Consider the following 26713-nt stretch of genomic DNA (forward strand, 5'->3'; position numbering starts at 1 on the left):
TTGGGCTCTGCTTCTGCCCTCTGCCCACCTTACTTCAACCGCCGACCAGCAGCTCCCAACCGCTCACTCCCCGTAAATACAGGCAAAACTAACGCTGTCCCGATCATGCTAGCTGCAGCAAAAAAAGCTAACGTCATCCCTAGAGGCAGCTGAATCGAGCGGAGGCCGAAGAACTGTAAGGAGATAGGCGTACCGTTCTGGGCTGAGAAAATGGCAATGGCAGCAACCCAGACAGCTAGGAGCAGGGCAGCGATAAGTTTAGCCATGATTTTAAGGAGGTGTTGCGATCGCGCGTTTCCTTTCGGTAGTATAGACGACTGGGCAGTAACTAAAAAATCATGGCTAAACGGATACAGGTAGTTCTCAATCAAGATGTGCGCAAGCTGGGCAGAAATGGCGACCTCGTAGAAGTTGCTCCTGGCTATGCTCGCAATTTCCTCATTCCTCAGGGGATGGCGGTTCGCACCACGCCTGGCGTGTTGAAGCAGGTAGAGCGGCGGCGCGAAAAAGAGCGTCAGCGGCTGCTAGAACTCAAGCAAGAAGCTGAGTCTGTTAAAAAGGCTTTGGAAACCATTGGTCTATTCACTGTGCAGAAGCCAGTGGGCGAAAAAGAAGCGATTTTCGGGACCGTTACGGCAGCAGACGTGGCTGAGGTCATTCAATCCACTGCTGGTAAAGAGGTAGATCGCCGCGAGATCACCCTGCCCGATATCAACAAGCTGGGCGATTATCGGGTGGATGTCAAGCTGCATCCTGAAGTCACCGTCACCATCAACCTGCGGGTTGCGGCTGAGTAGCGTTAGCTGACAAAGTAATACATTTGCTCTATAGGCAGAAACAGTTGTTGGATAATAAGTTTATCCAGACAGGGTTTCTGCCTCATTTTTTGATGAGATGCTGGGCTGCTGGCCTTAGCATTAGCCTGCTGGTTAGGTGACGACACTCCCTGCTCCTTTCTCCGGATAACTCTTTGCAAGGGCTTGACTATGGTGCAAAATCTCAATTTTGAGCAGGTTAGCGATCGGCTGCCCCCCCAGAACATCGAGGCCGAAGAGGCAATCTTGGGCGGCATCTTACTAGATCCCGAAGCCATTAGCCGAGTCATGGAAGTCATGGTGCCCGAAGCGTTTTATATCGGGGCCCACAAAGATATCTACCGGGCGGCGCTCGATCTCTACGCCAAAGGTCGCCCTACTGACCTCATGAGCATTACCGCCTGGCTCAAGGACAATGAAAAGCTAGAGAAGATTGGGGGCCAAAGCCGCCTAGCTCAGCTGATTGACCGCACTATCAGCGCCGCCAATATCGACCAGTATGCGGCTCTGGTAATGGACAAGTACACTCGGCGACGTCTGATCCAGGCAGGGGGCGAGATTTCCCAGCTAGGCTACGAAGCGGGTTCGCTGTTGGAGCAGGTGCTTGATCAAGCAGAGCAAAAGTTGTTTGGCATCACCCAAGATCGCCCCCAGAGCGGATTGACGGCCGCTTCCGATATTTTGATCGATACCTTTGCTGAGATCGAACAGCGATCGCTCGGTATCGTCATGCCAGGCGTTCCCTGCGGCTTTTATGACTTAGACGCAATGACCCAGGGTTTTCAGCGCTCTGACCTGATTATTGCTGCTGGGCGTCCGGCAATGGGCAAGTGTCTCAGCGCTGAGGCAGAGATTTTGCTGGCTGATGGCAGTATTGCCAGTATTGGGGAGATCTATCGTCAACGAGCTGCCCAACTACTCACTTTAGGGCCGGACTGGCGTTTTAAGCTGGCTGAACCCAGCGCCTATGTCGATGATGGGTTAAAGCCAGTCTTTCGGGTAACAACTCGGTTAGGCCGCACCCTTGAAACAACCCTCTCCCATCCTTTTTTAACGATTCAAGGTTGGAAACCGTTGGCTGAGTTGGCGGTAGGGGCTAGAGTGGCTGTTCCTCGCTGCCTTCCTATCTTTGGCACGCAAAGGCTGCCAGAACATCAGGTAAAGCTGCTAGCCTATTTCATTGGCGATGGCTGCCTTACTGGGCTTTCCCCTCAGTTCACGAACTCAAACCCTTGCCTGCAGGAGGATTTCACTGAAGCTGCGCTTCAGTTTTCTGGCGTTAAAGTGCGAATTGAAACCGGTCAGGGGCAGCGAACCCCCTCTTTATACGTCACGGCCAATGCTGAACTGGTGAAAACTCAACGCCAAGCTTTTGGAGAAGTCCTTAAATTGCTGCTCCAGAAGCACCCAGTCTCCGATCGTCAGCTTGCCCATCAGCTAAATGTTAGCCCTTCGTTAATTTGTCAGTGGAAGGAGGGTACCTGCGCGCCGGATCTGGCAACTTTTGAAAGACTAATCGAGGCGCTTAGTGTTTCCACAGAGACGTTAGCTCCTCACGGATTTTCCAGTATTCGTTGGACTAGTCAGAATGCTGTAACCCTTTGGCTTCAAACGCACCAGCTGTGGGGTAAGTCGGCCCATGAAAAGAGTGTTCCAGAGGCGGTGTTTAGGTTAGTGAGACCGCAACTCGCCCTTTTTCTTAACCGGCTCTTTGCTACGGATGGCTGGGTTAGCGTCCTTAGCAGTGGCCAGGTTCAACTGGGATTTGCGACTGTTAGCGAAAAGCTAGCTCGACAAACTCAGCATCTTCTTCTTAGATTTGGTGTTATCGCTCGTCTCAAGCGGCGCACCATGAAATACCAGAACGATCGTCGGGTTGTCTGGCAGTTAGACATTACTGATGCCCTCTCCATCAAAACTTTCATTCAGGATATTGGTATTTTTGGCAAGGAAGATGCGATCGCAAAAGCCGAGGCAGCCTTATCAAAACGTCAGTACCAGACCAATCGAGACTTGATTCCGACTGAAGTTTGGCAATCCCTGAGCGCAGCCAAAGGGGCGGAAACCTGGAAGTCTTTAGCGACTCGGGCTGGGCTTAAAGGCACAAGCAATATTCATGTTGGTAAACGGGCACCCACCCGTGAGCGATTATTTGCCTTAGCAACAGCACTAGAGCAGACGGAACTACAGCAACTTGCAACCAGTGATGTCTATTGGGACGAAATCATTTCAATCGAGGCTGTGGGGAGCAAGCAGGTTTATGACTTGACTATCCCGGAAACCCACAACTTTGTGGCTAATGATATCTGTGTTCATAACACTAGCTTTGTATTAAACATTGCGCGCCACATTGCTGCGGTTAACAAAATGCCGGTGGCAGTCTTTAGTTTGGAGATGTCAAAGCTGCAGCTAGTCTACCGCTTACTCTCTAGCGAAGTTGAAATAGAGAGTAGCCGTCTGCGCAGTGGCCGCATTGGCCAGCAGGAGTGGGAAAAACTCGGTCATGCGATCAGCATTTTGTCGCAAATGCCGGTCTTCATTGATGACACGCCCAACATTTCAGTTACCGAAATGCGCTCCAAAGCCCGCCGACTTCAGGCTGAGCAAGGGGGAGCTTTGGGCCTAATTCTTATTGACTATCTTCAGCTGATGGAAGGCGGCAGCGACAACCGGGTACAGGAACTTTCTAAAATCACTCGTTCTTTGAAAGGGCTAGCCCGCGAACTCAATACTCCAATTATTGCGCTTTCTCAGCTCAGCCGAGGCGTGGAGTCGCGTACTAACAAGCGCCCCATGATGTCTGATTTGCGGGAATCTGGCTGTTTGACAGGGGATACATTAGTGACGCTAGCAGAGAGTGGAGCACAGGTACCGATTCAAGAGTTAGTCGGCCAGCAAGGTTTCAAAGTGTGGGCATTGGATGAAGCGGCAATGCAGTTGAAGGCAGCTGCTGTCAGCCATGCCTTTTCAACAGGATTCAAGCCTATTTTACGGCTCAATACGGCCTTAGGAAGAAGTATTCGAGCCACAGAAAACCATAAATTTCTCACCATTCATGGCTGGAAGCGGTTAGATGAACTTAGAACGGGTGATCGAATCGCTTTACCTCGTAGGCTCGAAAGTTCATCATCTCAGACAATGAGCAATGCTGAACTTGCCCTATTAGGGCATTTGATAGGGGATGGTTGCACGTTACCTCGCCACACAATTCAATACACTACCAGAGAAGACGATTTAGCTAATTTAGTAGCATCATTAGCAACTCAAGCGTTTGGTGAACGAATTACCCCAAGAGTTGTAAAAGAGCGGAATTGGTATCAGGTTTACCTTGTCTCGACTCAACGATTAACACATAAAACAAGAAATCCGATTGCAGCATGGCTGGACTCGTTAGGCGTTTTTGGCCTTCGATCCCATGAGAAATTTGTGCCTGATCTAGTTTTCGAGCAATCTCGCGACGCGATTTCAGTTTTCCTCAGGCACCTTTGGAGTACTGACGGCTCTATTAAATTAGTTCAAGGCAAATCACCTCGACCTATAGCTTACTATGCAAGCAGCAGCCGGAAGTTGGCAGAGGATGTTCAATCACTATTGCTACGTCTCGGAATTAATGCTCGGCTCTCTACTCGTTCACAACACGGGAAAGGGCGAGACCAACACCATGTCGTTGTGACAGGCAAGATTGACATTCAACTTTTCGTCGAGCTTGTTGGGGCTGTCGGGTCCTACAAGCAAAAGTCCGTTGTCGAAATTCGAGAACACATAAAGGGTCGCAGGGGAAATACGAACCGAGATGTGATTCCTTTTGATGTTTGGAGACTGTATGCAGTTCCAGCTATGCAAGCAAATGGATTAACTACACGCCAGATGCAGTATCAACTAGGCGTCCCCTACTGCGGTACAACGTTTTATAAGCAGAACGTTAGCCGGGAGCGAGCACTGCGGCTGGCGCAGGTTGTTCAATCAGAGCATCTTCTTCAGTTAGCCAATAGTGATGTTTATTGGGATGCTATTGTCTCTATTGAACCGGATGGAGAAGAGGAAGTCTTTGATCTTACGGTTCCAGGTTTGCACAATTTTATTGCAAATAATGTAGTAGTTCACAACTCAATTGAGCAGGATGCGGACCTGATTATGATGCTGTATCGCGAGGAATATTACGAGCCGGATACGCCTGATCGCGGTATTGCTGAGGTAATTGTGGTGAAGCACCGAAACGGCCCAGTTGGGACAGTGAAGCTGCTGTTTGAGCCGCAGTTTACGCGCTTCCGCAACTTAGCTAATCCTAATGCTTAGCAGGGCGAGCTAGATGTTTGACGAGGGGGTGATCAAATTTAGCTGTGAGTGGCAAAAGACAGAGCCGCTGGCGTTTTCTGGGTTGGAAACGCTGATGGGATGGCGCGATCGCATCTTCGCCGCTGGCCTAATCGGCCTTTACCCCAATGGCATTGGCTACGGCAACATTAGCCTAAAGCTTACCGACAGTAGCTTCATCATTTCGGGCACTCAAACCGGCCACTTACTCCATACAGAACCTCAGCACTATACCTTGGTAGATCGCTGGGACATTGATCGCAACAGCCTGCACTGCACCGGCCCGATCAAAGCCTCTTCAGAATCTCTCACCCATGCCGCAGTGTATACCCTGGACTCTACGATTCAGGCGATTGTCCACGGGCACAGCGCCGCCCTTTGGCAACAGTATCTAAATGTTCTGCCTACCACCCGCGCCAGCGTTCCCTACGGCACGCCCGCGATGGCCTATGAAATGGGGCGACTCTTTCAGGAAGAGGGCTTGGCCCAGAAGCGGTGTCTGGTGATGGCGGGCCATGAAGATGGTCTGCTGGCTTTTGGCGAAACCTTAGAGCAGGCCGCCACGACTTTGCTGGCTCTGAAGCAGCTATGAGACGCCATTATCCTTTGCTCACCCTGGTCATTTCAATCCTGATGACTACTGGGGCTGGCTTCTAGCGGCTAGTGCCTCTTTTATCTGATCTAGAGTCTGCTCGAAAAAGGAGAGGGGAGCCCCTGGCGGCATCAGCAGGTCGTTGATCAAAAAAGTGGGGGTGATGCTCAGCTGCAGCCTTTGGGCTAGCTGCAGATCGCGCTGAATAGCGGTGAGGGAGGCTGTACTGGTGCGATCGCGATTGAACTGCTCCACATCTAGCCCGATCTGCTGCGCCAGTTCAACGTAGAGCCCTTCTCCCAAGCGGGCTTGATTGGCGAAAAGCCCGTCGTGGTAGATCCAGAACCGATCCTGCTGGCCCGCTGCCCAAGCGGCTCTGGCAGCAGGCATGGCTTCGGGGTGAATTTGGGTGAGCGGCAGGTGCTTGTAGACAAACAGGACATCGTTGTCATACTTGTCCAGCAAGATTTTCACGTCTAGAGAGGCTCTGGCACAGTAGGGGCACTGAAAGTCTGAGAACTCAAACAGGATAATCTCAGCTTCTGGCGCACCTTGGGTCGGGGAGGTGCCGATCAGCGCATTGCGGTCGGCTGACTGCATGACGCTACTGACCACCTGCTGCTGGGCCTGCCACTGCTCTCTGGGGTCGATCGCGACGGTTTGAGGCTGTCGTGGCATGAAAAACACCGCCAGGATTGCTCCCACTGCTCCCAGTCCTAGCAGAATGAGCAAGGGTTTCCAACGGAATTTTCGCGACACCTTTTTCATGGACAAGCAACGGCTGAAGGGCAATTCCCATTGTGGCGGATAGGGGCAAAGCCGGGGTGACTTAAGACAGCTTGACGCGCCGCAGCGGATTGCTCTGCTTCTCTAGCCACAACAGCAGTGCATTTAGGGCAAAGGCTAGCAGCGCCACCGCGATTGAACCAGCCCAGATCTTGTCGTAGCGATTGGTTTGAATGCCGTCAAAAAGCAGCTTGCCCAATCCTCCAGCGTTGAACTTTGCGCCGATGGTGGCAATGGCGATTGAGACAATCGTGGCGATGCGCACTCCGGCCACAAAAACAGGCAGTACCAGGGGTACCTGCACCCGCCACCACCGCTGCCAAGCGGTCATGCCCATACCTCGGGCAGCTTCTATCACCGCTAGATTAATTGAGTTCAACCCCACGGTTAGGTTACGCACCAGAATTACCTGGGTGTAGATCACCATTGCAACGACTACCGAGGTAGCATTGAGCCCAAAAAGCGGTACCAGGAAAATGATCAGAGCCAAGCTGGGAATTGTGTAGAGAACGCCCAAGGTGCCCATGACGGGAATGCCTAGCCAGCGAAAGCGGGAGATCAAAAGGGCAATGGGGACGGCAAGTGCGATCGCAACCAGCAGCGCCAGTCCCGTCATCCGCAGGTGCTGTAGCAGCAGGGTCCAAACCTCACTGAAGTTGTTGGTTAAATAGCTCATGGTCAAACCCCATCCCCAACTAGGGCTGACTCGCGAATATGATCGAGGGTCAGCAGTCCCACCGGCTGACCATCTTGAACAACCGATAGCTCCTGGGCTCCTGTTTTGAGAATCAGCGAGAGGGCATCGCGCAGGCTGTCGTCGGCGGAGAGACTGGGCTTGTTGCCATTGGTGTAGTTATCAGGGAGGCCAATCATAGCCGAGGAAACCCGCAATAGCCCTAGCTGACGCACCATGTCATCTGCGCCGAGCAGGCTGTAAACAAACGAGTCGGCAGGCTGGGTCAGCAGATTAAAGGGGGTATCGAACTGGACAATTTGCCCCTCCCGCATCACGATGATGCGATCGGCTAAGCGCAGCGCTTCTTCAACATCGTGGGAGACAAAGAGAATTGTTTTTTTCAGCTGCCGCTGTAGGCGCAAAATCTCATCTTGCAGCGCCGTGCGGGTAATGGCGTCAATGGCTCCAAAAGGTTCGTCCATCAGCAGGGTAGCTGGGTCACCAGCTAGGGCGCGGGCAATACCCACCCGCTGCTGTTGCCCCCCCGAGAGCTGCGCCGGGTAGCGATGCCGATATTCAGCAGGCGGTAGCCGAACCAGCTGTAGCAGCTCATCAATGCGCATTTGGATTTGGGGCTTTGACCAGCCCAGCAGCTTGGGCACGACAGCAATGTTGTCGGCCACTGTCATGTGGGGAAACAGCCCCGACTGCTGAATCACATAGCCAATCTGCTGCCGTAGCTTGGTGGCCTTGAGCTGGCGAATATTGGTACCGCCCAGGTAGATCGCGCCGCCGGTCGGCTCATAGAGGCGGTTGACCATCTTCAGCAGGGTCGTCTTGCCGCAGCCTGAAGGCCCTAAAATCACCACCAGCTCTCCAGCACTGACCTGGCAGGTCACCCGATCAACGGCAGGCCGAGGTGCCCTAGGAAACCGCAGTGAAACCTGATCAAACTGGATGGTGGCCATAGAGAACCTTTTCGGCGGATGTGCAGGGTCTACCTTTACCAGCCCTATTCTGACAGTAAACCCGCGTTAACCAAAAATTCGCGGGCGACTTCTGCAGGCTCCCGCTGATTGCCGCTGACTTCGTAGTTAAGCTGCTGCATCACCTCGTCGTTGAGCAGGGGCGAAAGCTGGTTCAGAGCATCGGCAATACCGGGGTTGGCATCGAGGGCTTCTTGGCGAACGACCGGAGCCACCTGGTACGGCGGAAACAGGTTCCTGTCGTCTTCGAGAAGAACCAGATTAAAGGCGCTAATCTCACCATCGGTGCCAAAGGCAACAGCGACATCCGCCTCTCCATCTACCAGCCCCCGATAGCGCAGACCTGGATCAACAGCCTTGTACTCTTGCACGGTGAAGTTGCCGTAGGCTTCCTGAATTCCTGGCAGCCCGTCTTCGCGCACTTCAAATTCAGGGGGACCAATCAGCACTAGCTGATCGGCCTTGCCTGCAAAGTCAGAGAGGCTGCGAATATCTAGAGCCTGGGCTTTTTCCTCGGTCATGGCCAACGCCTGAGTGTTGTTCATGGGAGAGGGATCGAGCCAGACCATGTTGAACTGCTCTCGATAGGCCTCTGAAACGGTGTTGTAGACCGCCTCTTGATCGCTGCTGGGGGGTAGCTTAAGCACTGTGAGTAAGCCAGTGCCGGTGTATTCAGGATAGAGATCGATCTCGCCGCTCTCCATTGCAGCTTGGGCTACAGGGGTGCCGCCCAAATTGAGCTTGCGCTCGACGGTCAACCCAGCCTCTTCCAGCATCAGGGCATACATCTCGCCGATGATTAGCTGTTCAGTGAAGTCTTTAGAGCCAACGCTGACGACCTCTTCACTGCTGCCGCCGCCGCAGGCTGCGATCGCAACCGCTGCCCCTGCCCCTAGCACCACTTGGGTAAACCATCGACGTGATCGTTTCATAGGGAAATGCTGCACCTGCCAATATCCACACTGCAATGTTCCATAGAGAATACCACCTAGATTTGGCCTGAGCTAGTCACCTCAAGCGCATTCTTTCAGGGATTGCTGCTACTCTTCTCACGCTGGATTCGAGAAAGTTAGGCGTATTAGCTTAAAGGCCCTGCCGAGTAGTCTTATCAATCGGCCAGCATTTTCTGATAAAAACACCTTGCTACAGACCTCTTCTCAAAAATCGCCTCTTATCAATACTTGCCATAGATTTTGAGCGGCTTAACCAGTCATTTTACAAATACGCTCTATTGCTGTGAGCGCCCTCTTTAGAAATAACCGAGCAAGCAAAACAATACTCCAAGAATCGTGTATTTCTAACTACTATTGACTGTTCAAAATACGCCTGCTGAGACAATTGCGTCCTTCCATTGGACGATGGAACAGAGGGGTTCGATTCCATAGTATCTAACAGGATGACAAATTTCAGAGGAGGCTATTTATGCCTTTACATCGGCTTAAAGATTATTACCCTAACTATCGCGAAACTCTGGCCAACGGTCAGATGGAAAACATCGACTCCTACTCTATTTATACTGAAGGCGGAGATCGTGTAGGAACTGCTAAGGATCTCCTAGTAGACGAGTCCGGTCGCTTCCGTTATCTAGTTGTTGATACGGGCCCCTGGATTTTCGGCAAAACTGTTTTGATGCCCATTGGGTTGGCTCAATTCGACTATGACAAGAGCCGCATCTACGTAAATGGACTGTCTAAATCTCAGGTTGAAAACCTTCCTGAGTATAAAGAAGATACAGTCGTAGACGACAAATACGAAGAGCAAGTGCGGAGCGGCTACCGACCCGTGGCTCAAGGTCGCTCTAGTCGTCAATTTTTGGGCAACAACTATGCAGCGCCCAATGATGCATCCGTAATGAACCCGCTAGACACAGACCGTGGTATGCAGCCCCTTGAGAGCAGCACTCGCGGCATCGAAGAGACTCGCCGGGTAACCGCTCGTCAAGAGATAGCACAGCCAACAGCTGGCCTCTACGACCAAGAGCCTAGCCTCTATGGTTACAGCGAAGAGGACAACCACGGTCCGCTGCGCCTGTATGAGGAGCGCCTAATTGCTCACCATCAGCGCAACAAAGTTGGTGAAGTTAGCGTTGGTAAGCGGGTTCTGACTGAAACCGCTGAAGTTGCTGAAACCGTGGATAAAGAGCGCGTTGTGATCGAACGGCACGCTGTAACGGGTCAAGCTGCTGTGCCTGGCGACCATGCCTTTGACAACCAAGAGGTTGCTCGCATGGAAGTTTACGAAGAGGAAATCAGCGTTGAGAAACAGCCCTTCGTTCGGGAAGAGGTCAATGTCCGTAAGGAAACTGACCACGAAACCGTGCGGGCCCGCGAGCAGGTGCGTCGTGAGGAACTGGATATTAAAACCGAGGGCAATCCTAGAATCAACCAAAACCCCTCAACTAACCAGAATCCCAGAATCAACCCGTAGTTCGGTGATGTGATTCCCTGATTGATTTGCTGACTTGAGTCGCTAGCGAGGGACGCAGCGATAGCTGTGTCCCTCGCACTAAACAATCCAAAATATTAATTGTTTATCTACAATGCCTGAACATCAGTTAATTGGAAGTTCCGTATACGATCGTGCGGGTTATCTATTAGGTCAAGTTGTAAGAGTACAGCCGCTGTCAGCTGGGGACTTTTCCTTGGTTGTACAGTTAGTTGGCAATGGCCAGGCTGGAACTGAAATTACTATTGGCAACAACCACTTAAAAGACATTGATACGGAGCAAAAAATCCTGCACGTTAACCTTGACCAGCAGGAGATTATTCCCAACGCAGGTAAAGGCATCCAGCTTGTAGAAGAGCGGCTAGTAGTTAACCGCAAGCGCAATAAGGTCGGTGAGATCAGTGTGCGCAAAGTGATAGAAACAGAAATCGTTGAAGTGCCCATCCGGCGAGAGAAGCTGGTTATTGAGAAGATTGGCGCTGGCGAGCCCCTGATGGAGATCGGCCTAGGAGAAACCCGAATTCAGGGAGCCGGCCTTGCGGACGGTCTTGTCTCTGTGGCCGGAACAGGGTCAGCCACGAGTACGGCTACAGCTACAGCATCTCAGGACTTAACCACAAGTGCTGATTTACCAAGTATTCGAGAGGCCATCACTTTTCTAGGATCCGTAGTTAAGCTGCCTGCTCATCACTGCGAAAAAGTTCGGGTCGTTATTTTCCTCACGCGAGCGGCTGGCCTTGAAGCCACTGCTCACCAGTTTGAGTCGCCTGAAACAGCCATCCAGGTGCTCTCAGTTTTGGACACTTCCCTGGCCCAGCAATGCAGCACTGTTCGCCTAGAACTGCTCTTGAACGATGAAGCAATGGTGCAAACTTACCAAAAGTGGTTTGCGGGGTACGCCACCCGCTAGCCCCTCAAACAGCCTCAATTACGCCATTAAATGCCTCACCTTAGAGCGTAGTTAGTACAGCCGCCTTAACAAAAGTAGTCTCTGATTCACTCCATTCCTAGCTTGGATTTGGATAATGGAGATCTAGTGTTTGGCACGGCTGCTCTAATGGGCAGAAGAACTATGGTGAGCAGGCGAAATATCCGGGGCTGGTTTTTGGGGTTGGTAACTTTGAGTTTGCTGTTGAGCTGCTATGTCAGCCGCCCCCAGCCTTTTGCCGCCCCAACTGATGCTTCTGCCGCTGAAGAGGTCAGTATGGCAGGTGAAAGCTCTGCCGCAGAGACTGAAGCAGATAATCCCATCAGTGCTGAGGCTCAAGCTCGGTGGGATAGCGCTGTGGTGCAGGCAACTCAGGCTGCTAGGCTAGCCCAAACTGCTAGAACGGCTCAGGACTGGGACGAGGTAACAGTAGCCTGGACTGAGGCAATCAACGAGCTACAGGCCATTCCGGTAGGTAGCCCGCAGCGGGTATTTGCCCAGCGCAAGGGACGTGAGTATGTGCAAAACCTTGCGATCGCACAGCAGCGAGCTGAACAAAGCAGTGCTCCCCAAATCTTTCCCACCTTTGGCAGCCCCATCTTAGACGAACAGATTGGTTTATATCTGTCGTACATTGCTACCATTGGTCCCCCCGACGTGCTGGTGATGGGCAGCTCGCGCGCCCTCCAGGGAGTTGATCCTCAGGCGCTGCAGCAGGGGTTGGCAGCCCAAGGCTACCCTGGCCTAAAAGTTTTCAATTTTAGTATTAATGGTGCGACGGCTCAGGTGATGAGCTTTGTGCTGCGGCAGGTGCTTAAGCCCGAACAACTTCCCCAACTAGTGATTTGGGCTGACGGCTCCCGCGCGTTTAACAGCGGTCGCTTTGATCGCACCTTTGCCGAGATTTTAAACTCCCCTGGCTATCAGGCCGTTCGAGCAGGTACGCTGCCTCAGCTAGCCGAGAAAGCCGCCGATCCCATGCCCAATGCCGTGACCTTACCCATTAGCGCGATCACGGCTCAGGGATTTTTGACGGTTGAAGATCGCTTTGACCCAGCTACGTACTACCGCCAGTTTCCTCGGGTTAGCGGTCGCTACGACGGGTTTTACAGCCCTTTTCAGCTGGAAGGGGTGCAGTCCTTGTCGTTAGAAGCGATCGCAACCTACTTGCGATCGCAACAGGTTCCGTTAGTTGTCGTCAACTTGCCCCTCAGTGACGACTATCTAGATGCGGTACGGCTACGCTACGAGCAGCAGTTTCAGCAGTACCTGCGCCAGCAGGGCAGCCAAAACAACTTTATCGTGATCGATTTGCTGCAGCAGTGGCGCAATCAAAACCAATTTTTTGCCGACCCCAGCCACGTAAACCGCTTCGGTGCGGCAGAGCTAGGCAAACAGCTAGCGGCTAACCCGCAGATTCCTTGGAACCTGTTTCGCACCCAGCCGGCTGCTAGCTAAAAAGCGTATCCATCGGTACGCTGTGTCATCGTACTGATTAATGCACCGAGGCCCTACACCGAAGCCTAGAGTTAAGCTGCCATTGTCATAGGACGGCCTGCTTAATAGAGGCATCTACTAAAAATGAAGTTGCAGCCCTGTTGCCTCACCTCTTAGCTCCAGAGGTGTTTATCTTGGAATACAGCTTATTTTTGTGATTTTAGGCAAATTTTGAACACTCTGGCCGAGACGATTCTGCTGGCCTACTTTATACCCTTTTTATCCAAAAGGTATTTTGCTTTACGTTAGCCCTCAATAATTATGGTTAAAATAACCATAATTGCTCATGAAAAGCGGCACTGATGGAAGACCCCTCACTCCTAATTAGCCAGGACGACTACGCCCTGCTAACCGATCTGTACCAGCTGACAATGGCGGCCTGCTATGTCGGGGAAGGGCTCGATCAGCGGCGGGCCAGCTTTGAGCTGTTTGCCCGTAGGTTGCCGAAGGGCTTTGGCTATCTAATTGCGATGGGATTGACTCAGGCTCTAGAGTACTTGACTCATCTGCGCTTTACTGCGGCTCAAATTGAGTCACTCAAAGCGACGGGCCTGTTTGAGCAAGCCCCACCTCAGTTCTGGCAGCTGCTGGCAGAGGCCCACTTTAGCGGCGATGTCTGGGCAGTACCCGAAGGCACTGCTGTCTTTGCCCAGGAGCCTTTGCTGCGGGTAGAAGCTCCTCTATGGCAGGCCCAGATTGCCGAAACCTATCTGCTCAATACGATCAATTACCAAACGCTAGTGGCCACTCGTGCCGCTCGTTTGCGAGACGTGGCCGGGCCTAAAGCAGTTCTGCTAGAGTTCGGCACGCGCCGAGCCTTTAGCCCTCAAGGTTCGGTGTGGGCCGCACGAGCAGCCTTGGCAGCCGGGTTAAATGCGACTTCCAACGTGCTGGCAGCGGTAAAGCTGGGGCAGCAACCTGCTGGCACGATGGCCCATGCGCTGGTGATGGCGCTGACGGCAGTAGAGGGCAGTGAAGATGAAGCATTTACGGCCTTTCAACGGTATTTTCCCAATGCGCCCCTGCTGATTGATACCTACGATACGGTGGCTGCTGCTGAGCGACTGGGCCGCAAGGTGCAGCGCGGTGAGGTTCAAGTAACTGGCGTGCGGATTGACTCAGGCGATCTAGTGACGCTGTCGAAGCAGGTGCGATCGCATCTGCCCCACACTCAAATCTTCGCCAGCGGCGATCTCGATGAGTACGAAATTGCCCGCTTAAAACGGGCTGGAGCCGAGATTGACGGCTACGGCTTGGGGACTCGCCTAGTCACAGGAGAGCCGGTGAACGGAGTCTACAAGCTGGTGGATATCGACGGCATTCCAGTGATGAAATCGTCGGATGGCAAGGTCACGTATCCGGGCCGCAAGCAGATCTTCCGCCGCCTGCAAGACGGGCAGGTTGTAGGCGATCGCCTAGGGCTAATGAGCGATCCGGTAGAAAGTGACAGCTTTGGAATAGAGCAGCCTCTGCTGCAGTTGGTGATGCAAAATGGTCAGATGCTCCAACCTGCCCGTTCTCTAGAGCAAATCGCTCAGACCACAGCCGCATCGGTAGCTAGCCTGTCTGCGGCAGTCCGAGATATCGAGCAACCCGTTGCGGTTGCGGTTGAGATCTCGGCATCGCTCCAGCGGTTGACCGAAGCCACCCAGCGCCGTCTTTCGCCCGAAGCCTTGGTATAGTCCGATGGCCACTTCCCCCGCAATGCCTATGCAAATCGCTCTTTTTGGAACCAGCGCCGATCCTCCTCACCAGGGACACTGTGCCATTCTTTGCTGGCTGGCAACTCGGTTTGACCATGTTGCTGTCTGGACGGCCAACAACCCTTTCAAAGCTCACCAAACGGATTTAGCCGATCGGTTTCGTATGCTGGAGCTGCTGATTGCAGATCTTAATGTGCCGCCGGGAACGGTGCAGCTTCACCCAGAGCTGAGTCACATGCGATCGATCATCAGCATTGAGCGGGCCAGGCAGAAATGGCCTGAGGCAGAATTGACTCTGGTAATCGGGGCTGATCTGGTGCATCAGCTGCCCCACTGGTACCAGGCCCAAGAGATTTTTGAAGCCGTCAAAATTCTGGTTGTGCCCCGTCCTGGCTATAGCCTGGCAGATTCAGACTTCAAGGAACTGCAGCGGCAGGGTGCGGTAGTTGAAGTGGCAGCCACTCCTAAACAGTACGATGTGTCATCTTCTCAGTACCGCGACGCTGAAGCCGCTGAGCTACCGCCTGCCGTTCGAGCTTACATTGAGCAAAACCACCTCTACTCATGCCCGGAAGACTCCAGAGAAAAACTATCAGTCAGGAAACCGTAGCCCTCGCAGACTTTAAAGTCGGGGTAGACAACGTTATCTTCTCCGTCGATACCGAGCAAAACCGTCTACTGGTGCTGCTAGTCATGCGCCACGACAGCCCCTTTGCCGGTACCTGGAGCTTGCCCGGAACTCTAGTCCGCCAAGGCGAATCTCTAGAGGATGCCGCCTACCGGGTGCTCTCTGAAAAGATCCGGGTCAACAACCTTTATCTAGAGCAGCTCTACACCTTTGGCGGCCCCCAGCGCGACCCCCGCGAAGCCAAAGACGCCTACGATATCCGCTATCTCTCGGTCAGCTACTTCGCCCTAGTAGGCTTTGCCGAAGCAGAGCTGATTGCCGATGGCGTCAGCGGCATTGCCTGGTACCCGCTTAGCCAGGTGCCTCCCCTAGCCTTTGACCACAGCGAAATTCTTAGGTATGGCTACCAGCGACTGCGAAACAAGCTAGAGTACAGCCCTATTGCTTTTGATGTCTTGCCAGAAGTCTTTACTCTGGGCGATCTCTACCAGCTCTATGTGACTGTCCTGGGTCCCGACTTCTCAGATTATTCTAATTTTCGCGCTCGCCTACTGAAACTGGGCTTTTTGCAAGATACAGGTGTCAAAACCTCTCGCGGTGCAGGTCGCCCGGCTAGTCTCTACCGCTTCGATGCCGCTGCCTTTGAGCCGCTGAAAAATAAACCTATGGTGTTTATCTAATAACTCTCGTAGGTTGACGTCAAGCGTAGCGTGAGCCAATACCCTAACAGTAAAATCCCATCTTATTTGCCTACACCCAACAGCTCTCTTACTGACTGACACGCTATGAAGATTGCGATCGCACAACTCAATCCCACCATTGGTGATCTCGCAGGCAATGCCCAGCAGGTGCTAGAAGCAGCGCGCCAGGCCGATCAGTTGGGGGCCAATTTACTGGTGACTACGGAACTGGTGCTGTGCGGCTACCCGCCGCGAGATCTGTTGCTGCGGCCCAGCTTTATTGACGAGATGGGGTTAACCGTAGAGCAGCTAGCGCAGAATCTGCCTGTGGATTTGCCGGTGCTGGTGGGGCTAGCGCTGCCCAATTCTCAGGCCCGAGATCATGGCGGCAAGGCACTATTTAACAGCACAGTGCTCCTACACCAAGGCAAAATTCAGCAGGTTTTTCATAAGCAGCTGCTGCCTACCTACGATGTGTTTGACGAGGCCCGCTACTTTGCCGAGGGCCAAGGCTTCTGCCAATTCGATTTGTGGGAGCGCAGCGACGCTGCCACCCGCAGCGGCACTCCAGTTCGCATCGGTGTCACCATCTGCGAAGACCTGTGGAATGATGAGGAATTTTGGGGCGGACGCAGCTACCCCCGCAACCCCATTGCCAATCTGGCCGAAACCGGAGTCGATTTGATCGTGAACCTGTCGGCGTCGCCCTACTCTGTCAACAAGCAAAAGCTGCGGGAGTCGATGCTGGGCCACAGCTCGACCCGCTTTCACTGCCCCATTGTCTATGCCAATCAAGTAGGCGCTAATGACGATCTGATTTTTGATGGCTCTAGCGTTGCCTTTAACCGTCAGGGAGAAGTCGTGGCGCGGGCGGCTTCCTTTGAGCGGAATTTGGTTCTCGTGGAGTACGATGCCCACCAGCGAGACCTGCAGTCGGGCCAAAAGGTGCCCCTGTTTACCAGCGAAGATGCCGAGATCTGGTCTGCCTTGGTGCTCGGCGTGCGTGACTATGCTCACAAGTGCGGCTTTTCCAAGGCTGTAATTGGCTTGAGTGGGGGAATTGACTCTGCGTTGGTGGCTGCGATCGCAACCGCCGCCCTCGGCCCAGACAACGTCTTTGGCGTGCTCATGCCCTCCCCCTATAGCTCTGACCATTCCGTTAAAGATGCCCTAGACCTTTGTCAAAACTTGGGCATCCGCTATGAAACCCTGCCCATCGGTACCCTCATGCAGGGCTACGATAAAACCTTGGAAGGCCTGTTTGCCGGAACCGAGTTTGGCATTGCCGAGGAAAACATTCAGTCGCGCATCCGAGGCAACTTGCTGATGGCGGTGGCTAACAAGTTTGGCTACCTGCTGCTTTCAACCGGCAACAAGTCGGAGATGGCTGTCGGCTACTGCACCCTCTATGGCGATATGAATGGGGGGCTAGCCGTGATTGCGGATGTGCCGAAGACACGGGTGTATTCGCTGTGTAATTGGTTGAATGAGAGAACAGGGGAGCAGGGGAGCCTGCTGCCTTCCGCTTCCTCCCCCATCCCCTCCAACATTCTTGCCAAGCCGCCCAGTGCTGAACTCAAGCCGGGTCAGGTCGATCAGGACTCGCTGCCACCCTATGAGGTACTAGATGACATTCTGGAGCGGCTAGTTCAAAGGCAGCAGTCTTTGGTCGAGATTGTCGAGGCAGGCCATGACCCAGAAACGGTAAAAAAAGTGGTGCGGCTGGTTTCGCGGGCTGAGTTTAAGCGGCGGCAGGCTCCACCTGTACTCAAGATTACCGACCGCGCCTTTGGCATGGGCTGGCGCATGCCCATTGCCAGCCGCTGGTCAATGCAGCTACCTGTGCCCAAAGCGCCATTAGACGTTAAGGCCTAGGGCCAGAGCAGAGGCTGTTCGGCAGAGCTGGGCACTTTGCTAGTTGTTAACGCTGTCGGGTAGGCACTCTAAAGGATATTTCTGGCTTTTGCAAAAGAAAAATTTCTATGTATTTTTAAGTGCTTGAAATTCAAATCCGGCTGTAAAGAATGATGGCTCTATCCCTCATAAACCTGTTCTGCCTTATAGGATAAAAGCGTAGAGAAGAAAATGTTGAGTTGAGACTAACCCAAGCATTAATAACAGCAACTCAACACCAAAAAGTTCGCTACTTATAAGCTTGAGGTGACAGGTATGAACGTCCCCAGAATGATTGATAGCGTCATTCAGTATTTTTCTGAGGCGGTTGTTCGAATTTTTGGCCCTAACAGCGATTCTTATCCAGCCACAGGTGTTCAGCCGTTTGATGGTGAGCCTTTCTCAGAGCGAGTAGACGAAAGATAGCTCTGAACTTGCTCACTACTCAACTCTCTGACAAGACTCATTGCTCGATCACACTGATAACCCCCATAAACCTTCGGCTTGCCGGAGGTTTTTCTAATGGGATAATACCCCTCTAATTTCGCAATCCTGCCCTTTGAAATAGCTGTTGGGGAATCACGCTTAAGCCAGGCAAATGGCTGTCGGTTAGGGTGCGATCGCTGCGATAGGTCATCGGCGAGGTATCGGAAGCAAACACAGTGATGCTCTGGGCTCTAGGGTCTACCACCCAAACTCGCAAGACTCCAGCGGTAAGATAGTCCGTAGCCTTTTCAGCCATAGCTCCAAAGGTCTGATCTGGAGAAATAATTTCAACTGCTAAGTCAACAGGAACCGGACAGGCTTCGTCGGCTAGTGCCTCCGGTAAGCGCTCGAAGTAAACAAAGGATAAATCTGGCACGGGCACCCAGTCTTGACCGTGCCGGACTAGCTGCACGGCCCATTCCACACCAATTTCGCCTTTGTCTTCTCCCCAATCTTCCAGCCACCGAAGTAAGGCCCGTTGAGTTTTGGAATGGAAGCGCTTGGGGGCCACTTTGGGTACCACCTGTCCATTAATCAGTTCGCAGCGCCCGCTGGCCTCTGGAGAGGTCAGAAAGTCTTGCAAAGTAATTTTAGGACGAGAGGTTTGAACCACAGAGCGTCTTTTGGGAAAACAGGCACAGGATGAACCTAGTTTAGCTCGTGGCTTAACAGCTATTCGCCTAGCAAGTTGCGTATAATCTCATTTTTCCTGACTTCAATCCCCTATGTCTTCTGCTTCTACCGTTGAGATTCAAGCGGCAACGCCTGCGGATGTGCCGGTGATTTTTGAACTAATCAAGGCTCTGGCTGAGTATGAAAAGTTAGCCGATGAAGTGGTCGGCAATGCTGAGGATCTGCATCAGCATTTGTTTGGCGAACGGCCCTACATTGAAGCCGTAGTGGCCCGAGTCGAGGGTGAGGCAGCGGGGTTTGCGCTGTTTTTTCACAACTACTCTACTTTTTTGACTCGCCCCGGTATTTATCTAGAAGATCTGTTTGTGCTGCCCCAGTATCGCCGCCAGGGGGTGGGTAAGGCGCTGCTGCTCTACCTAGGGAAACTGGCGCTAAGCCGTGGCTGCGGCCGACTTGAGTGGAACGTGCTGGACTGGAATGAGAGTGCGATCGCATTCTATGAGCGCATGGGAGCCGAACTGCAGCACGACTGGCGGCTGTGCCGGGTCAGCGAAAAAGCCCTAAAAGCCTTTGAAGAACCCTAACTTAGGTGGCAAATTTACCTTAGATGGGTATGATTTGTGCCAGGAATGTGGTGTTTAGCGGGTTAGCATGGCACAAATCTTTATTTCAGCGGCTCACGGAGGATTTGAGAACGGGGTGCTCGATCCGGGTGCAATCATTCCTGGCACCACCGAAGCAGCAGAGATGATCCGGCTTCGCGACCTGATCGTACCGGAGTTGCGATCGCGCGGGTTTACTGTCCTTTCGGTTCCCGATGACCTGAGCGCCGCTCAAACCCTCGGCTGGATCAACGCCCGCTGCCGCCTCACCGACGTCTCACTAGAGATTCAGGCCGGAGCCTTCAATGACCCAGCGGTGCGAGGGGCTGTGGCCTACCACATTGCCAACAACGAAACCCGTCGCACCCATGCTGAGCTGTTGATGCTGGCGCTGTTGCGTCGGGTGCCCCAACTCACTAGCCGGGGAGTGCGGCCCGATACCGCCTCTGGGTTTGGCAGTTTAGCATTCACCCGGAACATTGCTTGCCCTTCTCTCATCATGGAAGTTGGGTTCCTCTCTAACCCCCAAGACCTAGCCCTGATTCAAAATCGCCGCCGGGATATCGCTTTGGGGTTAGCCGACGGCCTAGCTGCCTGGAGTAGAGCGGTTAGCGGTACAGGACCCACTCCGGTAACGCCGACTATTCCAACTGTCAACATCACGATCAATGGAGGGGCTTACGAGGAAAAGGGCATTCTAATCAGCGACAATGCCTACATTCCTATCGACTTAACCGACCTGCTGGGCGTCAACCTCAGTCAAGACACCAACGTGCGCCGGGTCAGCTACAACAACATCGTCTACATCAAAGCCGTTGACCTGCGGAACTACAATGTTTCCGTTGGTTGGGATGCCGCCAGCCGCACTGTGCAGCTGCGGACGCTCAGCGGTTCTCAGATATGCCCCGGCACCCTAGACCGGATCATGGGGTTTGGTAAGACCTCAGAAATTCAAATGTTGATGTTTCTAAAAGCAAACAACGAGGCCGCTGTTAGCCAATATCCCGATCTGCCCAGGCTTTACCGGGAAGAGGCGGCCATTGAAGGGGTCAACCACGACATTGCCTTCAGCCAAATGTGCGTTGAAACTTCATTCTTGACTTTCAATGGCACGACGCTGCGGCCTGCTCAAAACAATTTTGGCGGCATCGGCTCGGCCACAGGGGGTACAGAGGGCGCTTCTTTTCCCAGTGCCCGCATTGGTGTGCGGGCTCAGATTCAGCACCTCAAAGCCTACGCCAGCACCGAACCATTGGTGCAGGTGCTGGTTGACCCCCGCTTCCGCTTTGTCAAGCGTGGGGTAGCGCCATTAGTCAATCAGCTGAGCGGACGCTGGAGTGCAGACCTACAGTACGGCCAAAAGATTATGGCAGTGCTGCGGCGGCTCTACGAATCCGCAGGGCTACTTTAGAGGCAGCAGGCACAGCAATGCCGGGATTTCTCAGCTTGGTTCATTTCCAGTAAGGGGTGGTATCTTTAATGGCGAGTCATCCAACCGCTGGGCCACGCCTGCTTGCAGTTTTTCCTTGAAAATCAACTCAGCAATCGTTGCAAAGCTTATGACACAGGTACAATGGCCTACTCGCCTAGCTCCCCTTAGCCGTCAGGTGCGGCGCTCCTTGATGCAGGTAGGCAGTGCTGCCCTGCTCTGGGGCTTGGTTGCGCTCCCTGGGCTAGCCGCTCCAGAACTGCGTGTGGCCATTCGTGAAAATACGGCAGCGCTGACAGTAGGCAGTTCGACGACTGCAGTAGTGCGCGATCGCAACGGTCAAGGGTTGGGCCAGCTGCCCGGGGGGCGCTCCATTAGCGTGGCCTCGGAAAATGGCAGAGTGCGGCTAGCTACCTGGCTAGGAGACGCCTTCTGGGTTGAACCCACCGAGGGCGGCTACATTTTTATTGGCGATCGCTGGTATCGAGGGCGGGTACTGGTCACGCCTGGGCCCAATGGCATCACTGCTGTTAACTTTGTCGATCTAGAAGCCTACCTCTACAGCGTTTTAGGCGGTGAAATGCCAGTCAGCTGGCCCCTAGAAGCGTTAAAGTCCCAGGCCGTTGCGGCCCGCTCCTATGCGCTCTATCATCGCAACCGAGCCCAGGCCCGCCCCTACGACGTAGCGAGCACCACGGCTTCCCAGGTGTATAAGGGGCTGGAGTCAGAAGCCCAAAGCACCCGCACCGCCGTTGATGCTACCCGAGGCCAGGTATTGACCCACGGCGGCCAGGTAATCGAAGCCGTCTTCCACTCTTCCTCGGGCGGCTACACCGAAAACGTAGAAGATGTCTGGCAGCGCCCCGTTCCCTACCTGCGAGCCGTACAGGATTATGATGTCGGCGCACCCGTTTACCAATGGTCTGTCTCGATGCCGATGGGAGATTTCCAGCGGCGCATCTCTGGGGTCGGCCAACTAGTCGCCGCTGTACCCGAACGCACCACTCCCCGTGGGCGCGTAGTTTCTCTACGTCTGCAGGGCAATGGTGGCAGCCGCGTCATGAGCGGCAACGAAGTGCGCCAAGCTCTGAGCCTACGCAGCACCCTGTTCTCCATCTCTGTAGCAGGCGACATGGTCAACATCTCTGGACGTGGCTACGGCCACGGCCTAGGCATGAGTCAGTGGGGAGCCCACAACATGGCCAGTCAGGGCCGTTCTTACCGAGATATTTTGACCCATTACTACATGGGGACAACGTTGGCTCAAATGCAGTAGGGAGCAAGGGGAGCAGGGAAGATGGGAGAGATGGAAGAGTAGGGGAGGTAGGGAAGAACTTTCAAACCACGCTGTCCCTCCTCACCTGCCCCACCCTTCTCACCTTCGCCTGCTCCCGCCGCCTTGCCTTCCGCCCCCCCTCAGCGGTAAGCTCAGGCCACTGAATTGGTTGGGATTAATCATGGTCATTGCAGAGCAGCGAATCAAGGTGGGCAAGCTAACTTGGTTCTATCGGGAGGCTGAGCCCGTAGGGACGAGCGATCGCCTGCCGGTGCTGCTGCTGCATGGGCTAGTGGCTCAGAGCTATAGCTGGCGCAAGGTCATGCCGGCTCTAGCGGAGCAGGGATTTCGTGCGATCGCACCTGACTGGATTGGCCACGGCTTTTCTGACAAGCCCGATCGGCGTGACTTTTCCTACACGGCAGAAGCTTTTGTGGAGGCGCTAGCGGAATTTGTGGAGGCGCTGGAGCTGGCTCGGTTTCACCTGGTCGTACAGGGGTTTTTAGGCAGTGTAGGGCTGCTATATGCGCTGCGCTACCCAGATCGGGTTGAGCGGTTGGCGATTCTCAATGCACCGATTAGTCCGGAGGCAAAGCTGCCCTGGAAGATTAAGCAGTTCGGCATTCCCTTGGTAGGCGATATGCTGACCCAAGATCCAATCCTGGTTGATCGCACGTTGGAAGGGGGTGGCCCTTATCAGGTAGATGATGCCGATCTCGACGTGTACCGCCGCCCTTTCTTGAAAAGCTCGGATGTAGGGCGGGCGCTGCTGGCCACGGTGCAGGGGCTAAATTTGGCCAAAGTCACGCCAGAAATTGCTGCCGGACTTCCCCAGAGAACCCATCCTACCTTGCTGCTTTGGGGCCTTGACGACCCCTGGCTGCCCCTTAGTTTGGCCGAAGCTTGTTTTGAGACTCTGCAGGACGGAGATCTGGTGAAGCTAGATCAGGTCGGCCATTATGCTCAGGAAGACTGGGCAGAAAAAGTAGCAGAGGCGATCAGTCCTTTTCTCAGAAAAATGGCCGTTTAAAGCATCTGAGTCGGTTGATTTTAGGAAGATGGGTAGAGATGGAGAAGCTGGTCAATCAGATCCGCCGCCGGAAGACCTAGTGTAAAGACGGGGGGCAAGGAGACGCGGGGATGCGGGGAACTCTCAACAGTGATTTATCTCCCTCATTTTCTCTATCTCCCTGCGTTTCAGGATCTGTCAAGCTGCGCTATTTGAGAGGCGGCGTTTTTTTGTAATTCTGGTGGGGAAAACTGGTATTACGTGTTGCTATATCAGGGGGTGGTCTACCGCCTGGGTAGCCTAAGCCATCCAACCCTTAAAACGATGCCAGTACTCAGCTCTACAAATCAGATTTACCATCTGCTTGAGTTCACCTGCGACGAAAAAGATGAGCTGATCGTTCTAGATAACGCAACCTACTCGATAGGTCGCGACCCGAGTAATTCAATTGTCATTAGCTCATCATCAGTCTCTAGGCAACATGCCATTTTGCTTAGGGTGGCTGTGCCCGATAGCCACCAGCACTTATTCCAAATTGTAGACGGCAGCTTATCTGGCAAAAAAAGCACAAACGGCATCTACATCAACGGTAAAAAACATACCTCCTACGTTCTCAAACATGGAGACGAAGTCGCTCTAGGGAGTGCGATTAGAGCTACCTACTACAACTTTTATGCTCCTGTCGGATTGGAAGATCCGCAGGAGCTTAAAGCGGCTCTAGTGGGCCAGTTTTCAGAAGGTAGTAGGGAACTCGAAACGGTGATCGTTTCACAGGAGGAACGCCGAGAATTTTCGGATTTAGCTCTTTTGCATCTAGCCACCTTCCCAGAGCTAATTCCTAACCCAATTATTGAAATCAATACAGAAGGTAATATTACTTACCTTAACCCCAAAGCAATCAGCCTCTTTCCAGACATTCGAGAGAGAAATATAGCCCACCCCGTCCTAGAGGGAATTATTCAAGCTACTCACAACCTACTAGAAAAATCATATACTCGAGAAATTGAATACAATTCAGCTATTTACGAAGAGACCATTCATCAAATTAAAGAGAATGACCTGATCCGAATCTTTTTGTTCGATATTACTGAGAAAAAGCAGGCAGAAGCTGCTCGACTTCAAGCTGAGAAGAAATATCGAAGCATTTTTGTTAATGCCGTTGAGGGTTTATTTCAAACTACTTTAGAAGGAGCATATCTCGCAGCAAATCCCAAGCTCGCTCACATCTGTGGCTACAGTTCGGCTGAAGATCTGATGAACCAGGTTTTGAATATTGGGGAATGCCTCTACGTAGATAAGACCCGTCGAAATAAGTTTGTCGAAACCGTCAAATTAACAGGCATAGTTTTCGATTTTGAATCTCAGATCTATCGTCAGGATGGTAGCATAATCTGGATTTCAGAAAATGCTCGAGCGATTTATGATAAGAGCCATCAGTGTATTGGGTTTGAAGGCTCTGTCCAAGACATTACGGAGCGCAAAATAGCTGAAGCAGAACTCCTAAAGCGAGATCGCCTTCTGGAAGCGGTTTCCCAGGCAGCAAATTGTCTTTTAATTAACCTTGATTTTCAAGCAGCAATGCTATCGGCGCTCTCCATTGTTGGAGAAGCTATTGAAGCTGATCAAATGCTGCTGTGCAGTCATGCTTCAGCAAAAAGCTTAGAGCGCTCAGCCGTCACTATTGAGTTTGAGTGGGTTAAAGAAGCCTCGAACTCTTCCAGCCAACTCAGCTGGCAAGAACAAACCCACAGCGAACAGGGTCTTTCTCACTGGCTTAGAAAACTATCTGATGGCCAGATCATTGTAGGAACAGCTAACGATCTGCCGCTTTCAGAAGAGCTTTTTTTGCAGACTAGTGGCTGTCAATCTATTTTGCTGGTGCCACTCATTTTAGCAGGGTCTTTCTGGGGGTTCCTTAGAGTGGCCAGTCGGCAGCCTCGCCTTTGGTCGTCTCATGAGGTAGCAACTTTGTCTACCATTGCTGCTAACATTGGGGGCGCAATTCAGCGTCAGCAGGTTGAAGATAGCATTCGTCATCGGGCTTTACACGATGTCTTAACAGGGCTGCCCAATCGTATGCTCTTTAATGAGCAGCTTAGTCTATGCCTCAAAAACGCTGACCGAACCCAAAAGAATCTAGCGGTAATGTTCCTTGATTTGGACCGCTTCAAAACGATTAACGACACTCTAGGTCATACCATCGGCGATCAGCTTCTACAGCTGGTTTCTCAACGGCTAGAAATTTCGGTTCGGGTTGGAGACGTGGTAGCGAGATGGGGAGGCGATGAGTTCATTATTCTGCTGCCTAGCCTTGAAACTTTTCAAGATGCCAACCACGTTGCAGCGAGGATCATTGCCAATCTGGACAATGTTTTTACCATTGAATCTCATGAACTTTATGTCACAGGCAGCATTGGCATTGCTTTATTAGAAAACGATACAGTGGATGCTGAAACTCTGATTAGAAGAGCAGATATTGCACTATATCAGGTTAAGGAGTTAGGCCGAAATGGCTATCAGATATACCATTCCTCAATGGATTCTAGGTCACCAGAAACATTGCTCCTAGAAAAGGATTTGCGTCACGCTCTAGAGCGAAATGAACTACGAGTGTTTTATCAACCTCGCATCAACATCAGCAGCGGGGAAATTGATGGGATGGAAGCTTTGGTTCGCTGGCAGCATCCCGAGATGGGGCTGGTAGGCCCCAATAAATTCATTCCTATTGCTGAGGAAAATGGGCTGATTATTCCGATTGGGGAATGGGTTTTGAGGCAAGCCTGTGATCAAAATAAACTTTGGCAGAGAGCGGGGCTGCGACCTATCCGAGTTTCTGTAAATCTCTCACCTAAGCAGTTTCGGCAGCCTAATCTAGTTAAGATAATTACGGGTATTTTAGCTGAAACCAATTTAGAGCCTCATTTTCTAGAGCTAGAGGTGACTGAATCAACAGCTATTAACGACATTCAATTTACAGAAGAACTATTTCAGCGTTTGGAAGAGATGGGCATTCAGCTGTCTATTGATGATTTTGGTACTGGGCACTCTTCCTTGAGTCGGCTGCAGTTTCTACCCTTCAATCACCTCAAGATTGACAAGTCTTTTGTTCAAGATCTCACGCACAACAAAAAAGTCTCTCATATCATCTCAACCATCGTGGCACTGGGTAAAAGCCTGGGCCTTAGTATTGTGGCAGAAGGCGTTGAGACGGTTCAGCAGCTTGATTTCTTAAAGTCTATTGATTGTGAAACAGCTCAGGGATTTTTCTTTTACCGACCAGTTCCTGCAGATGAGGCTACTCGATTATTAAGGGATTCTGATTAGCAGCGCTTAAC

Annotated in this window: 22 protein-coding genes; 16 read left to right on the plus strand and 6 right to left on the minus strand. The window is 52.5% G+C overall.

The annotated features are described in order from the left end of the window. Positions 1-29: 29 nt before the first annotated feature. Positions 30-266, minus strand: coding sequence for a DUF1049 domain-containing protein (locus H6G13_RS13775; RefSeq protein ID WP_190483783.1), 237 nt, complete (start codon positions 264-266; stop codon positions 30-32). Between the two features lie 72 nt (positions 267-338). On the opposite strand from H6G13_RS13775, the gene rplI reads away from it, so the two are divergent. From rplI to H6G13_RS13790, 3 genes are all read left to right on the plus strand, one after another. Beyond that, complete coding sequence (gene rplI, locus H6G13_RS13780; protein ID WP_190483784.1) at positions 339-797, plus strand: 50S ribosomal protein L9; 459 nt, start codon at positions 339-341, stop codon at positions 795-797. Between the two features lie 189 nt (positions 798-986). Continuing rightward, a complete protein-coding gene (locus H6G13_RS13785) occupies positions 987-5111 on the plus strand; it encodes a replicative DNA helicase (RefSeq protein WP_190483785.1) in 4125 nt (1374 codons plus the stop codon). A gap of 13 nt (positions 5112-5124) precedes the next feature. Continuing rightward, entirely contained in the window at positions 5125-5721 is a 597-nt protein-coding gene (locus H6G13_RS13790) for a class II aldolase/adducin family protein (protein WP_190483786.1), read from the plus strand. Between the two features lie 45 nt (positions 5722-5766). On the opposite strand, the gene H6G13_RS13795 is transcribed toward H6G13_RS13790, so the two are convergent. The 4 genes from H6G13_RS13795 to H6G13_RS13810 all read right to left on the minus strand — a co-directional run bounded on the left by H6G13_RS13795 (position 5767) and on the right by H6G13_RS13810 (position 9101). Next, on the minus strand, positions 5767-6399 hold the full coding sequence (locus H6G13_RS13795; protein WP_242028305.1) for a thioredoxin domain-containing protein: 633 nt from the start codon (positions 6397-6399) through the stop codon (positions 5767-5769). A 151-nt stretch (positions 6400-6550) separates the two neighbouring features. After that, positions 6551-7183 carry an ABC transporter permease gene (locus H6G13_RS13800; protein WP_190483788.1) on the minus strand — a complete coding sequence of 211 codons (633 nt, stop codon included), beginning with the start codon at positions 7181-7183 and terminating at the stop codon, positions 6551-6553. Between the two features lie 2 nt (positions 7184-7185). Beyond that, positions 7186-8151 carry an ABC transporter ATP-binding protein gene (locus H6G13_RS13805; protein WP_190483789.1) on the minus strand — a complete coding sequence of 322 codons (966 nt, stop codon included), beginning with the start codon at positions 8149-8151 and terminating at the stop codon, positions 7186-7188. Positions 8152-8195: 44 nt separating this feature from the next. After that, complete coding sequence (locus tag H6G13_RS13810) at positions 8196-9101, minus strand: glycine betaine ABC transporter substrate-binding protein (protein ID WP_190483790.1); 906 nt, start codon at positions 9099-9101, stop codon at positions 8196-8198. Positions 9102-9591: 490 nt separating this feature from the next. Between H6G13_RS13810 and H6G13_RS13815 the strand changes: the two genes are divergently transcribed. The 8 genes from H6G13_RS13815 (at position 9592) to H6G13_RS13850 (ending at position 18369) form a co-directional block, all read left to right on the plus strand. Continuing rightward, positions 9592-10596 (plus strand): DUF2382 domain-containing protein, encoded by a 1005-nt coding sequence (locus H6G13_RS13815; protein WP_190483791.1) that lies wholly within the window; start codon positions 9592-9594, stop codon positions 10594-10596. Between the two features lie 214 nt (positions 10597-10810). Further along, positions 10811-11524, plus strand: coding sequence for a DUF2382 domain-containing protein (locus tag H6G13_RS13820; protein WP_199305887.1), 714 nt, complete (start codon positions 10811-10813; stop codon positions 11522-11524). Positions 11525-11686: 162 nt separating this feature from the next. Continuing rightward, positions 11687-13000: a hypothetical protein gene (locus H6G13_RS13825; RefSeq protein WP_190483793.1), complete on the plus strand. Its 1314-nt coding sequence runs from the start codon at positions 11687-11689 to the stop codon at positions 12998-13000. Between the two features lie 341 nt (positions 13001-13341). Further along, a complete protein-coding gene (locus tag H6G13_RS13830; protein ID WP_190483794.1) occupies positions 13342-14721 on the plus strand; it encodes a nicotinate phosphoribosyltransferase in 1380 nt (459 codons plus the stop codon). 28 nt (positions 14722-14749) lie between these two features. Further along, the gene (locus tag H6G13_RS13835) at positions 14750-15352 is read left to right on the plus strand and encodes a nicotinate-nucleotide adenylyltransferase (RefSeq protein WP_190483795.1); all 603 of its coding nucleotides are present in this window, start codon (positions 14750-14752) and stop codon (positions 15350-15352) included. Next, the gene (locus H6G13_RS13840) at positions 15307-16050 is read left to right on the plus strand and encodes an NUDIX domain-containing protein (RefSeq protein ID WP_190483796.1); all 744 of its coding nucleotides are present in this window, start codon (positions 15307-15309) and stop codon (positions 16048-16050) included. The genes H6G13_RS13835 and H6G13_RS13840 overlap by 46 nt, the downstream gene beginning before the upstream one ends. A gap of 105 nt (positions 16051-16155) precedes the next feature. Then, entirely contained in the window at positions 16156-17925 is a 1770-nt protein-coding gene (locus H6G13_RS13845; protein WP_190483797.1) for an NAD+ synthase, read from the plus strand. Between the two features lie 294 nt (positions 17926-18219). Next, entirely contained in the window at positions 18220-18369 is a 150-nt protein-coding gene (locus tag H6G13_RS13850; protein ID WP_190483798.1) for a hypothetical protein, read from the plus strand. A 112-nt stretch (positions 18370-18481) separates the two neighbouring features. Here the strand turns inward: H6G13_RS13850 and H6G13_RS13855 are convergent, their stop codons facing one another. After that, positions 18482-19042, minus strand: coding sequence for a Uma2 family endonuclease (locus H6G13_RS13855; RefSeq protein WP_190483799.1), 561 nt, complete (start codon positions 19040-19042; stop codon positions 18482-18484). A gap of 112 nt (positions 19043-19154) precedes the next feature. Between H6G13_RS13855 and H6G13_RS13860 the strand changes: the two genes are divergently transcribed. The 5 genes from H6G13_RS13860 (at position 19155) to H6G13_RS13880 (ending at position 26702) form a co-directional block, all read left to right on the plus strand. Then, positions 19155-19646 (plus strand): GNAT family N-acetyltransferase, encoded by a 492-nt coding sequence (locus tag H6G13_RS13860; RefSeq protein ID WP_190483800.1) that lies wholly within the window; start codon positions 19155-19157, stop codon positions 19644-19646. A gap of 67 nt (positions 19647-19713) precedes the next feature. Continuing rightward, entirely contained in the window at positions 19714-21075 is a 1362-nt protein-coding gene (locus tag H6G13_RS13865) for an N-acetylmuramoyl-L-alanine amidase (protein WP_190483801.1), read from the plus strand. 148 nt (positions 21076-21223) lie between these two features. Next, positions 21224-22369, plus strand: coding sequence for a SpoIID/LytB domain-containing protein (locus tag H6G13_RS13870; RefSeq protein ID WP_190483802.1), 1146 nt, complete (start codon positions 21224-21226; stop codon positions 22367-22369). Between the two features lie 181 nt (positions 22370-22550). After that, positions 22551-23399: an alpha/beta fold hydrolase gene (locus H6G13_RS13875; RefSeq protein WP_190483803.1), complete on the plus strand. Its 849-nt coding sequence runs from the start codon at positions 22551-22553 to the stop codon at positions 23397-23399. 303 nt (positions 23400-23702) lie between these two features. Then, positions 23703-26702 (plus strand): EAL domain-containing protein, encoded by a 3000-nt coding sequence (locus H6G13_RS13880; protein WP_190483804.1) that lies wholly within the window; start codon positions 23703-23705, stop codon positions 26700-26702. The last annotated feature ends 11 nt before the right edge of the window (positions 26703-26713 follow it).

The organism is Pseudanabaena sp. FACHB-2040 (assembly GCF_014696715.1).
GTDB lineage: Bacteria > Cyanobacteriota > Cyanobacteriia > Phormidesmidales > Phormidesmidaceae > JACVSF01.

Bases quoted from the DNA above. Each gene is read 5' to 3' on its own strand.
- H6G13_RS13775 (WP_190483783.1), bottom strand. From the start codon at position 266: ATGGCTAAACTTATCGCTGCCCTGCTCCTAGCTGTCTGGGTTGCTGCC.
- rplI (WP_190483784.1), top strand. From the start codon at position 339: ATGGCTAAACGGATACAGGTAGTTCTCAATCAAGATGTGCGCAAGCTG.
- H6G13_RS13785 (WP_190483785.1), top strand. From the start codon at position 987: ATGGTGCAAAATCTCAATTTTGAGCAGGTTAGCGATCGGCTGCCCCCC.
- H6G13_RS13790 (WP_190483786.1), top strand. From the start codon at position 5,125: ATGTTTGACGAGGGGGTGATCAAATTTAGCTGTGAGTGGCAAAAGACA.
- H6G13_RS13795 (WP_242028305.1), bottom strand. From the start codon at position 6,399: ATGCCACGACAGCCTCAAACCGTCGCGATCGACCCCAGAGAGCAGTGG.
- H6G13_RS13800 (WP_190483788.1), bottom strand. From the start codon at position 7,183: ATGAGCTATTTAACCAACAACTTCAGTGAGGTTTGGACCCTGCTGCTA.
- H6G13_RS13805 (WP_190483789.1), bottom strand. From the start codon at position 8,151: ATGGCCACCATCCAGTTTGATCAGGTTTCACTGCGGTTTCCTAGGGCA.
- H6G13_RS13810 (WP_190483790.1), bottom strand. From the start codon at position 9,101: ATGAAACGATCACGTCGATGGTTTACCCAAGTGGTGCTAGGGGCAGGG.
- H6G13_RS13815 (WP_190483791.1), top strand. From the start codon at position 9,592: ATGCCTTTACATCGGCTTAAAGATTATTACCCTAACTATCGCGAAACT.
- H6G13_RS13825 (WP_190483793.1), top strand. From the start codon at position 11,687: ATGGTGAGCAGGCGAAATATCCGGGGCTGGTTTTTGGGGTTGGTAACT.
- H6G13_RS13830 (WP_190483794.1), top strand. From the start codon at position 13,342: ATGGAAGACCCCTCACTCCTAATTAGCCAGGACGACTACGCCCTGCTA.
- H6G13_RS13835 (WP_190483795.1), top strand. From the start codon at position 14,750: ATGCAAATCGCTCTTTTTGGAACCAGCGCCGATCCTCCTCACCAGGGA.
- H6G13_RS13840 (WP_190483796.1), top strand. From the start codon at position 15,307: ATGCCCGGAAGACTCCAGAGAAAAACTATCAGTCAGGAAACCGTAGCC.
- H6G13_RS13845 (WP_190483797.1), top strand. From the start codon at position 16,156: ATGAAGATTGCGATCGCACAACTCAATCCCACCATTGGTGATCTCGCA.
- H6G13_RS13850 (WP_190483798.1), top strand. From the start codon at position 18,220: ATGAACGTCCCCAGAATGATTGATAGCGTCATTCAGTATTTTTCTGAG.
- H6G13_RS13860 (WP_190483800.1), top strand. From the start codon at position 19,155: ATGTCTTCTGCTTCTACCGTTGAGATTCAAGCGGCAACGCCTGCGGAT.
- H6G13_RS13865 (WP_190483801.1), top strand. From the start codon at position 19,714: ATGGCACAAATCTTTATTTCAGCGGCTCACGGAGGATTTGAGAACGGG.
- H6G13_RS13870 (WP_190483802.1), top strand. From the start codon at position 21,224: ATGACACAGGTACAATGGCCTACTCGCCTAGCTCCCCTTAGCCGTCAG.
- H6G13_RS13875 (WP_190483803.1), top strand. From the start codon at position 22,551: ATGGTCATTGCAGAGCAGCGAATCAAGGTGGGCAAGCTAACTTGGTTC.
- H6G13_RS13880 (WP_190483804.1), top strand. From the start codon at position 23,703: ATGCCAGTACTCAGCTCTACAAATCAGATTTACCATCTGCTTGAGTTC.